Source organism: Agrobacterium vitis, assembly GCF_013426735.1.
In the GTDB taxonomy this organism is placed as follows: domain Bacteria; phylum Pseudomonadota; class Alphaproteobacteria; order Rhizobiales; family Rhizobiaceae; genus Allorhizobium; species Allorhizobium vitis_D.
The window spans coordinates 1,082,849-1,096,538 of record NZ_AP023273.1 but is presented as its reverse complement, the minus strand read 5'-3'; the positions used below and the strand labels follow the sequence as shown (position 1 = coordinate 1,096,538).

11 protein-coding genes are annotated in these 13,690 nt (G+C 56.0%); 10 read left to right on the top strand and 1 reads right to left on the bottom strand.

Features of this window, described 5'->3' with window-relative positions:
* Nucleotides 1-4: 4 nt before the first annotated feature.
* From groES to H1Y61_RS21935, 9 genes are all read left to right on the top strand, one after another.
* Nucleotides 5-301, top strand: a complete 297-nt coding sequence (gene groES / locus H1Y61_RS21975) for a co-chaperone GroES (RefSeq protein WP_060717088.1) — start codon at nt 5-7, stop codon at nt 299-301.
* Between the two features lie 68 nt (nt 302-369).
* Nucleotides 370-2,013: a chaperonin GroEL gene (groL, locus tag H1Y61_RS21970; RefSeq protein WP_012654128.1), complete on the top strand. Its 1,644-nt coding sequence runs from the start codon at nt 370-372 to the stop codon at nt 2,011-2,013.
* A 599-nt stretch (nt 2,014-2,612) separates the two neighbouring features.
* Entirely contained in the window at nt 2,613-3,017 is a 405-nt protein-coding gene (locus H1Y61_RS21965; RefSeq protein WP_234903476.1) for a hypothetical protein, read from the top strand.
* 291 nt (nt 3,018-3,308) lie between these two features.
* On the top strand, nt 3,309-5,000 hold the full coding sequence (locus H1Y61_RS21960; RefSeq protein WP_180574827.1) for a hydantoinase B/oxoprolinase family protein: 1,692 nt from the start codon (nt 3,309-3,311) through the stop codon (nt 4,998-5,000).
* On the top strand, nt 4,997-7,060 hold the full coding sequence (locus tag H1Y61_RS21955; protein WP_174112788.1) for a hydantoinase/oxoprolinase family protein: 2,064 nt from the start codon (nt 4,997-4,999) through the stop codon (nt 7,058-7,060). Before H1Y61_RS21960 ends, H1Y61_RS21955 begins: the two co-directional genes overlap by 4 nt.
* 1 nt (nt 7,061) lies before the next feature.
* Nucleotides 7,062-8,156: an ABC transporter ATP-binding protein gene (locus H1Y61_RS21950; protein ID WP_180574826.1), complete on the top strand. Its 1,095-nt coding sequence runs from the start codon at nt 7,062-7,064 to the stop codon at nt 8,154-8,156.
* Between the two features lie 66 nt (nt 8,157-8,222).
* Nucleotides 8,223-9,401 (top strand): ABC transporter substrate-binding protein, encoded by a 1,179-nt coding sequence (locus tag H1Y61_RS21945; RefSeq protein WP_180574825.1) that lies wholly within the window; start codon nt 8,223-8,225, stop codon nt 9,399-9,401.
* A gap of 346 nt (nt 9,402-9,747) precedes the next feature.
* Nucleotides 9,748-10,614, top strand: coding sequence for an ABC transporter permease (locus H1Y61_RS21940; RefSeq protein ID WP_180574824.1), 867 nt, complete (start codon nt 9,748-9,750; stop codon nt 10,612-10,614).
* The gene (locus tag H1Y61_RS21935) at nt 10,611-11,408 is read left to right on the top strand and encodes an ABC transporter permease (RefSeq protein WP_180574823.1); all 798 of its coding nucleotides are present in this window, start codon (nt 10,611-10,613) and stop codon (nt 11,406-11,408) included. Before H1Y61_RS21940 ends, H1Y61_RS21935 begins: the two co-directional genes overlap by 4 nt.
* Nucleotides 11,409-11,414: 6 nt before the next feature.
* Here the strand turns inward: H1Y61_RS21935 and H1Y61_RS21930 are convergent, their stop codons facing one another.
* Nucleotides 11,415-12,305: a methylenetetrahydrofolate reductase gene (locus H1Y61_RS21930; RefSeq protein WP_180574822.1), complete on the bottom strand. Its 891-nt coding sequence runs from the start codon at nt 12,303-12,305 to the stop codon at nt 11,415-11,417.
* Between the two features lie 262 nt (nt 12,306-12,567).
* Here H1Y61_RS21930 and nspC point away from each other — a divergent pair, with 262 nt between their 5' ends.
* The gene (nspC, locus tag H1Y61_RS21925; protein WP_180574821.1) at nt 12,568-13,665 is read left to right on the top strand and encodes a carboxynorspermidine decarboxylase; all 1,098 of its coding nucleotides are present in this window, start codon (nt 12,568-12,570) and stop codon (nt 13,663-13,665) included.
* The last annotated feature ends 25 nt before the right edge of the window (nt 13,666-13,690 follow it).

Below are 13,690 nucleotides of genomic sequence, written 5' to 3'. Positions count from 1 at the left end.
GACAATGGCAAGCACCAATTTCCGCCCACTGCACGACCGCGTTGTTGTTAAGCGCGTTGAGTCCGAAGAAAAGACCAAGGGCGGCATTATCATTCCTGACACCGCCAAGGAAAAGCCAGCTGAAGGCGAAATCATCGCTGTCGGCCCAGGCGTTCGCGACGACAAGGGTGCGCTCGTTGCCCTGGACGTCAAGGTTGGCGACCGTGTTCTGTTCGGCAAGTGGTCCGGCACCGAAGTCAAGCTCGACGGCGTTGACCTGCTGATCATGAAGGAAGCCGACATCATGGGCGTCATCGGCTGATTGAGCCGAATACCCCTTCTTCCTTTTAGACAATTCACCAATGGGTTAGACACCCGGGAGTTTGAAAAATGGCTGCTAAAGAAATCAAATTTGGCCGCACTGCGCGCGAAAAGATGCTGCACGGCGTTGATATCCTCGCTGACGCTGTCAAGGTTACGCTCGGCCCCAAGGGTCGTAACGTTATCATCGACAAGTCCTTCGGCGCTCCACGCATCACCAAGGACGGCGTCTCTGTTGCCAAGGAAATCGAACTGGAAGACAAGTTCGAAAACATGGGCGCACAGATGGTTCGGGAAGTTGCTTCCAAGACCAACGACATCGCAGGCGACGGCACCACCACTGCTACCGTTCTGGCCCAGGCTATCGTGCGCGAAGGCAACAAGGCTGTTGCTGCCGGCATGAACCCAATGGACCTGAAGCGCGGCATCGATCTGGCTGTTGCTGAAGTTGTGAAGGACCTTCAGGCTAAGGCCAAGAAGATCTCCACCTCTGAAGAAGTTGCTCAGGTTGGTACGATCTCTGCAAACGGCGACACCCAGGTCGGCAAAGACATTGCTGAAGCCATGCAGAAGGTTGGCAACGAAGGTGTTATCACCGTCGAAGAAGCCAAGACCGCTGAAACCGAACTTGAAGTCGTTGAAGGCATGCAGTTCGACCGCGGCTACCTGTCGCCTTACTTCGTCACCAACCCTGAAAAGATGGTTGCTGACCTGGAAGACGCCTACGTTCTGCTGCACGAAAAGAAGCTCTCCAATTTGCAGGCTATGCTGCCAGTTCTGGAAGCTGTTGTGCAGACCGGCAAGCCACTCGTCATCATCGCTGAAGACGTTGAAGGCGAAGCTCTTGCAACGCTGGTTGTCAACAAGCTGCGTGGCGGCCTGAAGATTGCTGCTGTCAAGGCTCCTGGCTTCGGCGATCGCCGCAAGGCCATGCTGGAAGACATCGCTATCCTCACCGGTGGTACTGTTATTTCCGAAGATCTCGGCATCAAGCTCGAAACTGTCACCCTCGACATGCTCGGCCGCGCCAAGAAGATTTCCATCACCAAGGAAAACACCACCATCGTTGATGGCGCTGGTCAGAAGTCCGACATTGAAGGCCGCGTTGCCCAGATCAAGGCTCAGATCGAAGAAACCTCTTCCGATTACGACCGCGAAAAGCTTCAGGAACGTCTTGCCAAGCTGGCTGGCGGCGTTGCCGTGATCCGCGTTGGCGGCTCGACGGAAATCGAAGTCAAGGAACGCAAGGACCGCATCGACGACGCTCTGAACGCAACACGCGCTGCTGTTCAGGAAGGCATCGTTCCTGGCGGCGGTACAGCTCTGCTGCGCTCCTCTACCAAGATCACCGTTAAGGGTGTAAACGACGACCAGGAAGCTGGCATCAACATCGTTCGCCGCGCTCTGCAGTCTCTGGTTCGCCAGATTGCAACAAACGCAGGCGACGAAGCTTCCATCATCGTTGGCAAGATCCTCGACAAGGACAACGACAACTACGGCTACAATGCCCAGACCGGCGAGTTTGGTGACATGATTGCCATGGGTATCGTTGACCCGGTTAAGGTTGTTCGCACAGCCCTGCAGAACGCAGCTTCGGTTGCTTCGCTGCTGATCACCACGGAAGCCATGATTGCCGAACTGCCGAAGAAGGATTCGGCTGGCGGCGGCATGCCTGACATGGGCGGCATGGGCGGCATGGGTGGTATGATGTAATAAGGCGAAAGCCTTATTACTCAACATCTTGATAGAGTTTAGACTCTCTGAAGGGCGGCTTTAAGCCGCCCTTTTGTTGTTGAAAAGGACCCTGTGCCCCGCATTTGCGCCAAAAATTTCCAGTGAGTGTTGCTCAGCCTGTCATTGGATGCGCAAGCAATCCAGATGCGATTTGAATGCCTCGTCAACTGAAGCCAAGATTATCTCTCCTGTCGTTTCGACTAGGGATACTGTCAACGTTATTGGATTTATTATTCCTCTTCGTCGTTCCCATAAAATAGAAAATCCATTTCATTCAAAATAACGCTTAAATTTAACTTTTTTTTATCAATTTTCCTGAGTATATGAATTACATTCATTATTTATAACGCATCCCACGCTGAAGATCGCGGCAATGTTTTGAATGTGCGGCATGGCTGCACGGAAAAAACGCAAGATTCAGAAGAAAAGAATAAGCGTGAGAGCCGTGAAAGTTTGACGTGGCCGTTCGTTCTGGGTTGCAAAAAACGCATCCTGCTTTTGCGGCATTGCTCTCGAAAAGAATTCCAGATCGATATTTGGATCGTGCCGGTTGAACAATACGTCTGATGGGGAATGTCTTGTTTGAAATTGCAGGATTGATGCAAACGGTAGACGCCGAAGAGCTTGTCGATAACAACGGTATCGGCAGTTGGACCTTGCCTTACGGCCTTATCGAGCAATGGTCTGGCGACCTTAACAATGGCGTGGTCAAAATTGGCGCAAAAACCGCGACATTTCATGGCTTGAGCAGCCAGGAATGTGGCCTTCTAACCATCACGCGCTGCTATGACTATAAGGATAGGATGTCTATTCTCGAAATATTTGAAAAAGCAGCCAGCACAGTGTCCTCTTTTTACTATTCCACCGTAATCGTCAAAAGCCTTTCGACCAAACAACCGGTCTTTTGCATGGGAAAGTCCTGTGCGCTCGGCAGCCATAATGGCTCGATTGCTGGCGTGTTCATTTTCCCGGCTCTGTCGTGAAGCATGGTTGTAATATCAAGGGTCATTGAAAATGGCAGTTGGTATTCCCTTTGCGAATATCTCAAGCGCCTGAGATATTTAATTCATTGAATTCTAATATTCATAATCGTTATCGACGCTTGTCGTGTCAGTGTGGCGCGGGCGAATGTAGGTCGCGTGTGGCCTGAATGCGCACCCTACCCGAACGGGTGGGGTTGGGTCTTGCAACCCCACTCTTCTGGCAGGCTGGTCGCGCCTGAGTTGTGAGCCTAAACTCTCCCTCATGAGTTTCAGTAGGGAGACGTTAGTGGCATGATGGCGGGCAGGCACCCATTCGATCCGGTGACCCAGGAAATCATCGAGGGCAAGTTGATTGCCACCGTCGATGAAATGGGCATCGTTATGGCCCGCACCAGCATGAGCCCGGTGATCTACGAGGTGCTGGATTTTGCGTGCGGTGTCTTGACGGCAAAGGGTGAGTTGATCGCCCAGATGAACGGCATCACCCTGTTTACCGGCACGTTCGGCCGTCAGGTCAAATCACTGATCAACCGTTTCGGGGCGGATATGGCCGATGGTGATATTCTCCTGACCAACGATCCCTATGCCGGGGGAACGCATGCTTGCGATTTCGCGATCGTCAAGCCGATTTTCGTCGATGACGTGCTGCTCGCCTTTGCCATTAATGTCGCTCATTATCTCGATGTCGGCGGATCGGTTCCGGGCAGTCTTTCGCCGGCTGCGACTTCAGTTTACCAGGAAGGTCTACGGTTGCCGGGCGTCAAAATCGTTCGCAACGACATGCTTTCCTCTGACATTCTGCACATCATCTCGGAAAATGTCCGCATGCCCGAGATCGCGCTTGGCGATTTGACGGCACAGATCGCCACGGTTCGGGTTGCGGCCCGGCGCATGAAGGAATTCACGGCCAAATACGGCGCTCCGACCTTGATCGCCGCATTCGACCATATCCTCAATGTCAGCGAACGGCAGAGCCGTCAGGCAATTGCCGCACTTCCCGACGGCGTTTACCGGGCCAGCGACATTATCGATGGCGATGGCGTCACAGTCGATCCAATTACCGTGCAAGTGGCGGTGACCATTGCTGACGATCAAATCACCGCCGATTTCACCGGTTGTCCTCCCGCCGTGGCGGGACCGATCAATTGCTCACGCGGCGCGCTGGAATCGGCAGTCAGGACGATCCTGAAGGCGCTTGTGGCGCCACAGTCGCCATCAAACGAGGGCTGGTTCCGGCCTTTGACTGTGATCGCGCCATCAGGAACGGTGTTTACCGCCGAAAAACCCTCGCCGACCGGATGGTATTACGAAGGGTCGGTCCATGCTTCGGAACTGGTCTGGAAGGCGCTGGCGGCGCTGGTGCCGGAGCGTTTTTCCGCCGGTTCCTATTCCAGCCTTTGTGTCGCCTATATCTCAGGAAATGACCGTAGTGGCCGACCGTTCATTCACATCGAGCCGCAGCATGGCGGTTGGGGTGCGAGTATTAACAGGGACGGGGCCAATGCGCTGATTTCGCTGACGGATGGCGATACCTACAATTATTCTGTCGAAGTGATCGAAGCGCGGTTTCCTTTGCTGGTGCGGCGGTATGGCCTGAATATCGAAGGTGGCGTCGGGGCTGGGCGGATGCGCGGCGGTTTCGGGATCATCAGGGAATATGAGATCCTCGGCGACAAGGCGTCTGCCTATTGCAGCTTTGGCCGCACCCGCACCCTGCCATGGGGCATGGACGGTGGCCATGATGGTACGGCCAATAGTCTCCAGGTTCTGGCCGCATCGGGCGAAAACGCCTGCTATGGCCGCTCTGCCGATATTGCGCTGAAGACGGGCGATGTCGTGCGCATCGTCACCGGCGGCGGTGGCGGATGGGGCGATCCCGGCGATCGCGATCCGGCTTTGATTGAAACAGATTTGAAGAATGGTTTTGTCAGCGCGGAGGCAGCGACCAGCCTCTATGGTTACCGTGGGAGGATTGAAGAATGATCCGATTGGCAACAGATGTAGGTGGAACCTTTACCGATCTCGTCGGCTATGATGAGGGCAGCGGCGAGATTTTTACCGCGAAAAGCCTGACGACGTCAGATAATCAGTCCGGCGGCGTGCTCGATGCGATCGATGTCAGCGAGCGCAAGGATGGTTTGCGGGTTCGCGACATTACCTTCTTTGCCCATGGCGGCACAACGGTGATCAACGCGATTACCGAGCGCAAGGGGGCAAAGACCGCACTTATCACCACCGCCGGGTTCCGCGATGTGCTGGAAATCGGTCGTGGCAATCGGCCGGACCTTTACAATCTGCATTTCCATAGTCCCGAACCTTTCGTGCCTCGTCATCTTCGCTTCGAGGTGCGTGAACGGGTCGATGCGTCCGGCAAGGTGCTTCTGCCGATCGAACTGAACGATTTGCGCGAAATCATCCGCGTCTGCACACTCGAAGATGTGGATGCGGTCGCCATCCTGTTTCTGCACAGCTATGCCAATCCCGAGCATGAGAAGGTCTGCGCCGATATTCTGGCCGATGCCCTGCCATTTGCCTCGATCTGCGCCAGTCACGAGGTTTCGCGGCAATGGCGGGAATATGAGCGCACCAATACGACCGTGCTGAATGCCTATGTGCAGCCGGCCATCCAGCAATATTTCGAAATGATGGAATTCGCGCTCGCCCGGCGCAATCTGACGTGCCCTTACTATGCCATGCAATCCAATGGTGGCATTTCCTCTTTCGATCAGGCTGTGCAACAGCCGCTGACGCTGGTGGAATCCGGTCCGGCGGGCGGGGTTGCCGGGGCGGCACGCATCGGCGTGGAGCTTGGCGAGAGCGAAATCCTGTCGCTGGATGTCGGCGGCACAACAGCCAAATGCTCGCTGATCCATGATGGGCGTCCGACGCTGAATACCGAATACCGGTTGGAACACACCCGCATCCAGCCTGGCTATCCCGTGCAGGTGCCGGTCGTTGATATCGTCGAAATCGGTTCCGGCGGTGGCTCTATCGCCTGGATCGATGCGCGCGGCAGCCTGCGCGTCGGCCCCGAAAGCGCCGGTTCGGCCCCTGGACCTGCCTGTTACGGGCGCGGCGGCACAAAGCCGACGCTAACAGATGCATTGCTGACGCTCGGCATTTTCGATCCCGCTACCTTTGCCGATGGCACGCTGCATCTGGACAAGGAGAAGGCGGCAAGCGCCATTGCAACCGTGGCCGGGCCAATGAATATGTCGATTGAGGATGCTGCGGGCGCGATCATGGACATTGCCCATGCCAGCATGATCAATGCTCTGAAACTGGTGACGGTTCAGCGCGGCCATGATCCACGTGACGCCAATCTGGTGATCAGTGGCGGCGCCGGTCCGGCGCTGGCCAGCCATCTCGGACGGGAATTGCGTGTGAAGGCGACGGTCGTGCCGCCGCATCCCGGGATTTTTTCCGCCTGGGGCATGCTGGCAGCCGAACCCCGTGCCGACTTCCGCGAAACCTGGTTTCACCTGTTGGCCGACCGGGCATTGGAAGAGGCCGCTACCCGGTTCACATTGCTGGAGCGGCAAGCCATCGCCTATTTCTCGGCGGGTGCCGAGGCGCAGGTGGCATTCAATCACCAGATTGAAGCGCGCTATAAAGGTCAGGAACATGGTGTTTTTGCGCGGTTCGAGGCGGGCGACACCATTGAAACTTTCAGCCAAAGGTTTCATGATGTTCATGAACGCGCCTATGCTTTTCGCCTGCCCGCAGCCGAGATCGAACTGACGACGCTGCATCTCGAAGCCGTTTTGAAAGGGCAGGTCATTTCCCTGCCAAAACTGAAAAGGCAAGATATGACGATTGAAGGGGCCAGGGTTGGCGAAAGAAAGGTTTATTTTGGTCGCTCCACTGGCTGGCAGAGCTGTGCCGTTTACGAGCGGGCCCGGCTTCCTGTCGGTCAGCCTGTATTCGGTCCGCTACTGATCGAAGAGGCGACGGCGACAACGCTAGTGCTCGAGGGCCAAACGGCCAGCCTGACCGAGACTGGCATTCTCGTTATTCACGAAACGGACATGCAGGCCGCATAGGATGGCCATATCCATCAGCATAGATGCTGTGACGCGCAGTCATGGTCCGATCCGGGCGGTCGATGATCTATCGCTGGAGATCAAGGCAGGGGAATTCTTCACCCTGCTTGGGTCTTCCGGCAGTGGCAAGAGCTCGCTGTTGAAGCTGATTGGCGGATTTGACCAGCCGAATGCGGGACGGATTCTGTTTGATGGCAAGGATATGGCGGGGGTGCCTGCCAATCGCCGCCCGGTCAATACCGTGTTCCAGGGGCTGGGTCTGTTTCCGCATATGTCGGTGGCGCGTAATATTGGTTACGGATTGAAGCTGCGCGGTCTTTCCGGCGCAGCACTCGATGCGAAGGTTGGGGAGGCACTGGATCTGGTGGAACTGTCCGGATTTGGCGAGCGTGATGTCAATCTTCTGTCCGGTGGCCAGCGGCAACGCGTGGCTCTGGCGCGTGCTCTGGTGATGGAACCTGGGATATTGCTGCTGGACGAGCCTTTGACAGGCCTTGATGAGCGGCTTCGCCAGCAGATGCGCAATGAATTCGGTCGCCTCCACAAGCGTACCGGTGCCACCTTCATTCTCGTTACCCATAATCAGGACGAAGCTCTCAGCCTGTCTGATCGGATGGCCATCATGCATCAGGGCCGGATCGAACAGCTTGGCCGCCCCGACCAATTTTTTCATGCGCCTGCCAATGCCTTTGTCGCCCGGTTCATCGGCATGGATAATCTGCTTCGGCCTGAGCGGCTGGAAGGATCTGGAGCGGACACTGTGGCAATCATCGCTGGCCAGTCCGTGCCGGTCACGGTCCCGGATGGAAATGTTAGCGCCAACCTGGTGGTGATCCGCTCCGACCGGCTGGTCATCGAGCCCGAGGTCCGAACGACAGCTGGCGGGGCACCCCGTCAATTGGCGCTGCGTGTGGTTTCGACCACTTTTCGCGGATTGCATCGGGATGTCACTTTGGCGTTTGGAGACGGGCAGACCTTGACGGCGATCTGTGATGCAGATGCGCCGTCTTTGACCGTCGGGCAGGATGTGGGCCTGTCGATAAAGCCGGGTGCCGCTCTTTTGACATACGACAAGGGATTGCCGCATGCGGTGTAAAGCCGCCGTCTGTGGCATGAGACGTGCATAAAATGGGGTCTCATCAGTGAGAACAAGGGAACAAAAATGACAACGACTTTGAAAAATGGATTTTCGGTCAACCGAAGCAATATGCAACGGCGCGACCTCTTGAAATTTGCCGGTGCCGGCGGGTTGGCACTGGCGGCCGGTCATCTGGGCCTTGGCCGTTCTGCCTTTGCCGCAGAGGCCAAGTCTGTGGCTTTCTGGGGCACGGCGACGCTTGATATCGGTGAGAAATGGGCGGAATTTGCCACCCAAAATGGTATAAAGCCGGAATTTACCGACAATGGCAACGACCTTGGTCCTGTCATTGCCCGTCTGGCCGCTGGAAATGCCAATGATCTGTTCGACATTGGCGGTTTTCAGGGCGGTGCTGAAAAGGAATTGGCCCGTCAGGGCGCGATTATCCCTTGGGATGTCAGCAAAATCGCCAATTACGACAGTATCTGGCAATGGGCGCGCGACATTCCCTACCTCAAGCACGAGGGCAAGCAATACGGCATTCCGACCGTGGTCAATGCTGACTCGATCATCTATCGCTCCGATAAACTTGGCAAGGTTGATAGTTATGGCGTGATCTTCGACCCAAAGATGAAGGGCAAGGTCGCCATGGAGGACGCCTGGATCAACAGCGCGGTCTTCGCTGCGATCTACCTCAAGGAAAGCGAAAACAAGCCGATCAAGGACCCGGGCAATCTGAGCGAATCCGAACTTGGTCTGGTGATGGAATTCCTGATCAAGCATAAAAAGGACGGACAGTTCCGCACTTTCTGGAATGGCTGGGAACAGGGCGTCCAACTGGTTGCCAATGAAGAAGTCGATGCGATGACCGGCTGGGAGCCGATTGTCTATGAAGGTCGCAAGCGCGGACTGAAAGTCGATTATGCCGCCCCCGTCGAGGGCTATGAAGGCTGGGCCAACAATACGGTTCTGCTCAAGGGCGCAGGCGAACGCGGTGTGAGCGATGCCGCGCATCAATTCGTCAATGGCCTTTTGGGCGGTCTCTATGGCTGCGAGCTTGGCAAGGCGCGGGGCTATCTCGTCCCAACTGACAACAACGTCGTCTATGCCAAGGCACATCCCGACGAATACAATCCCGAAGAGGTTCAGGCACGGGCCGAACACGTCAAAGCCAAGTTCGCCGGCAAGGTCTTCTGGCAGAATACCCGGCCGGACAATTTCCAGCTCTATGAAGAGTGGTGGCAGAAACTCCGCAATGCTTAACAGTCTATCCAATAATCGCCGCTGGCCGTCTGCAAATGGCAATTTCTGCGCTTCCGGTACTCACGTACATTAAGTACGCTCCGTTCCGGTTCTCGAAATCACCATTTTCGCCAGGCCAGCAGCAATTCTTGAACAGGCTGTAAGACGGCATCTGTGGTTCTCATAGGGCATAAATACTAGAGCATCGGACCGAAAATAGGAATCGGTCCGATGCTCTAAAGACAGCCTCTCGCCGAGTTTCGCCCGTCGGCGGGCCTATGATAATTTGACCGTGTCGAGTGTCTTGTAAAACGTAAAAAATGTCGCAACGCTTTAAATCCACTGCATAATCACCGATGGAGCGTGCATGAGACCGACCGGACGACTGCCTGTCCTGCTGATGGCGCCGCCTTTGCTGGTGCTGCTGGCGCTTGGGTTGGCACCGTTGCTGGTGGTGCTGGTGTGGAGCTTATGGTCCTGGGACCCCTTGACTTATTGGATCAAGCCGGATCTCAGCCTGGCAGGCTACGCCGCCATTCTCCAGGCCGGACGCTGGACGGTGATTGTCTCCACGCTTGCCAAGGCCTTCCTGACGGCGGTGATCTGTCTGGTTTTCGCCTATCCTGCCGCCTATGCGGTGCATTTTCTGGCTGGCCGCAGGCTGTCAGTGGTGCTCCTAGCTCTGATGACGATTCCGTTCTTCACCTCCTACCTGATCCGCTCGTTTTCCTGGCGGCTGGTGCTGGGGCGGACCGGTGTGATCAACGGTTGGCTGCAACACTTCGGCTTGACCAACGCGCCCGTCGATTGGCTGCTGTTCAGCGACTTCGCTGTGATTGTCGGGCTGGTCGCCTCCTATCTGCCGTTTGCCACCTTTCCCTTGCTGCTCGCCATGCGCCGGGTGGATGCGACCGTACTTGCAGCCGCGCAGGATCTCGGCGCCGGCTTCTGGCGCATACTCGTCACCATTCTCCTGCCGCTCACCCGGTCCGGTTTGTTTGCCGGCTTCCTGTTCGTGTTCGTCATGGTCGCTGGGTCTTCTACTGAAGTGCAAATGCTTGGCGGGGCCGGGGCCTCAATCGTGACCGTGATGATCAATGATGTGATGCGGGTGGCAAATTACCCACTGGCCTTTGCAATTTCCACCATCGTCCTGATCGTGGTGTTCGGCATGGTGCTAGTTGGAAACCGGCTGTTCGGCCTAGCGGCTCTGTTTGGGGATCGTTCGGCATGATGAGCGCGGAAGGTCGGGCAAATCAGATATTGATTTGGGCAATGACGATCGTCGGCCTGGTCGCGATCTATGCGCCGCCACTTTATCTGCTCGGAGTTTCCTTCAATCCGTCGCTCCAGCCCGGCCTGCCAAACCTGTCGGACCTGACGGTGAAATGGTATGCCGCCCTTCCAGCGGAAACGGCGCTGATGGCGGCTCTCTGGCAATCGGCCAGTGTTGCCCTGTTGACGGCAACGGGCGCTACGTTGCTATCGCTTATGGCGGCGCTTGCCTATTTCGAGTTGCGCAAGACCCGCGACATATGGTTCTTAGGCGTGATTCTGCCGATGTTCGTGCCGGGCGTTATCCAGGGATTGGCGCTGTCCACCGTGTTCAGCCGCAGCGGCATCAAGGCCTCGATCTGGACACTGACAGCCGGACACCTGCTTTGGGCCATGCCCTTTGCGTTTATCGTCATCCTCACCGGTTTTTCCGCCGTGCGGCCCGTCTTCCTGATGGCGGCAGCGGATCTGGGGGCCAGCCGCTGGCGGCAGTTTCGTGACATTACCCTACCGCTGATCCGTCCCGGCCTGATCAGCGCCTTCATTTTCTCGTTCCTGTTGTCGCTGAACGAGTTTACCCGCGCCTTTTATCTGGCCGGGCGGCAGAATACGCTTCCGGTCGTGCTGTTCGGCAAGATGAATGGCGGCGCGTCGCCGACGATCTACGCGATGTCCGGGGCGATTTTCATCATCTCGGTATTTTGCGTGGCTGTCATTGCTGCTTTTGCAGGGTCAAAAACCAAAGCCGGATAGTCGTTCTCAGGGAGCGTGTTGGCCGATCCAGCGCGCCGCAGGCTCGATGCCGCCAAGCGGAAACAGATGCAGATTGCTGATGTTGCTCTGCGGATTTTCAGCTTTGTAGGCGATCAACTGCCCCACAATATCCGTGGGCTCATAAGGCATTAGCAGTTTGCGCAGGTCGAGCGCGCGTTTTTGTAGCACTTTCAAGGAAGGGCCGACCCCGCAGGAGATTGCATATTTGATCAGTGTCTGGAGCTTGGCGGGGCCGGCAATGCCGACATGGATCGGCAGGTCTATCCCCAGGGCGTCGATTCGCTCGGCCCAGTCGATGATGGCCGTGGCATCGAAGGCAAATTGGGTGACGATGGCCATCTGCGCATCCGTTCGGCTGGCGAAATCAACTTTCCAGCGCAGGGCCGCATCGATTTGCGTGGTGGAGCCATCGGCATCGATATCGCGATTGCCTTCCGGGTGGCCGGCAATATGCAGATGCGTAAAGCCGAGTCTGTCGAACAGCCCGGTTTCAATCAGCTCTATCGAATTGGAAAGCGTGCCGCGTGGCTTTGCGATGCCGCCGGCCAGCAGAAGGGCCTGACGCACATCGGCTTCATCCCGGTATTGCTTCAACAGGTCTTCCAGTTGCGTGACATCGGCGATACTGCGAGCTGGAATATGCGGCATGACCGGAAAGCCTTGCCCATGAAGGCGCCTGGCGGTCGCAACCATGTCCTCGAAAGGTGTGCCATCGACATGGGCGATATAGATTCGGGTCCCCGCTGGCAGCAGCGCCTGGAAATTGTCGATTTTCGCTACCGTGCGCGGAGTGACCTCGATGGACCATGCGTCCAGAAGATTGCCCTGATCGGCAGGATATTCGCGATGATCCGTCAGAACCGCTTTGTCCATCATGGTCTTTCTCCGCAATGCTTCCGCCAGTGTTTAGCATCTCCATGGCGAAAATCCGCTCTAATTTGCGACAAGCTCAAGTCACTGATGCATTTGAGATATTCGTAATATTTTCATCCGGGTGGATATGAGCTCTTTTCGGCTGGAAAAATAATGGAATGTCATCAGGTTGAAGCATTTTTCCGGGAAAAGGCCGGAGCGACTTGCCTTCAAGGGCCAGATTTCTTAAACGACCCCTTCGAATTCATGGAAAGGCGTAGCCATCGTGCTTCAGACCCCGTTTTATCTCATCGACAAGAGCAAGCTTCTTTCCAATATGGAAAAGATTGCACGTCTGCGCGAGACCTCCGGTGCCAAGGCTTTGCTGGCGTTGAAATGTTTTGCCACATGGTCGGTCTTCGACCTGATGCGTGACTATATGGATGGCACCACCTCGTCCTCGCTTTACGAGGTCCGGCTCGGCCGCGAGAAATTCGGCGGCGAGACCCATGCCTATAGCGTTGCCTATGGCGACAATGAAATTGACGAGGTGATTTCCCACGCCGACAAGATCATCTTCAATTCGGTCGGTCAGCTGGAGCGCTATGGCGACAAGGCCTCCGGCATTACTCGTGGTCTGAGGCTGAACCCGCAGGTTAGTTCATCCAGTTTTGATCTTGCCGATCCGGCCCGGCCGTTTTCGCGGCTTGGGGAATCGGATGCGGCCAAGGTGGAACAGGTCATGGATCGGATCAGCGGCTTCATGATCCATAACAATTGCGAAAATAAGGATTTCGCGCTGTTTGACAGCATGCTCTCGTACATCGAGGCGAAATTCGGTTCACTGCTGCATCGTGCCGAATGGGTTAGCCTTGGCGGCGGCATTCACTTTACCGGCGAGGATTATCCGCTGGCGCAGTTTGCCGAGCGGTTGAAGCGGTTTTCAGGCGAATATGGCGTTCAGGTCTATCTGGAGCCGGGCGAGGCCTCGATCACCAAATCAACCACGCTGGAGGTCTCGGTTCTGGATACACTGTATAATGGCAAGAACCTCGCCATCGTCGATAGCTCAATCGAAGCACATATGCTCGATCTGCTGATCTACCGCGAAACCGCTAAGCTGGAGCCAAATGCAGGTGACCACAGCTATATGATTTGCGGCAAATCGTGCCTGGCAGGCGATGTATTTGGCGAGTTTCGTTTCCCTGAAGCCTTGAAGGTCGGCGACCGGATTTCCATCCAGGATGCCGCAGGCTATACGATGGTCAAGAAGAACTGGTTTAACGGCGTGAAAATGCCGTCCATCGCCATCCGTGAACTGGATGGCAGCATCAGGACTGTCCGCGAGTTTTCCTATGCGGACTTTGAACAAAGCCTCTCCTGAGGCTTCTGACGATTGGACAAAAGGA

Coding starts and splice junctions, on each gene's coding strand:
- groES (WP_060717088.1), top strand. CDS start 5: ATGGCAAGCACCAATTTCCGCCCACTGCACGACCGCGTTGTTGTTAAG.
- groL (WP_012654128.1), top strand. CDS start 370: ATGGCTGCTAAAGAAATCAAATTTGGCCGCACTGCGCGCGAAAAGATG.
- H1Y61_RS21960 (WP_180574827.1), top strand. CDS start 3,309: ATGATGGCGGGCAGGCACCCATTCGATCCGGTGACCCAGGAAATCATC.
- H1Y61_RS21955 (WP_174112788.1), top strand. CDS start 4,997: ATGATCCGATTGGCAACAGATGTAGGTGGAACCTTTACCGATCTCGTC.
- H1Y61_RS21950 (WP_180574826.1), top strand. CDS start 7,062: ATGGCCATATCCATCAGCATAGATGCTGTGACGCGCAGTCATGGTCCG.
- H1Y61_RS21945 (WP_180574825.1), top strand. CDS start 8,223: ATGACAACGACTTTGAAAAATGGATTTTCGGTCAACCGAAGCAATATG.
- H1Y61_RS21940 (WP_180574824.1), top strand. CDS start 9,748: ATGAGACCGACCGGACGACTGCCTGTCCTGCTGATGGCGCCGCCTTTG.
- H1Y61_RS21935 (WP_180574823.1), top strand. CDS start 10,611: ATGATGAGCGCGGAAGGTCGGGCAAATCAGATATTGATTTGGGCAATG.
- H1Y61_RS21930 (WP_180574822.1), bottom strand. CDS start 12,305: ATGATGGACAAAGCGGTTCTGACGGATCATCGCGAATATCCTGCCGAT.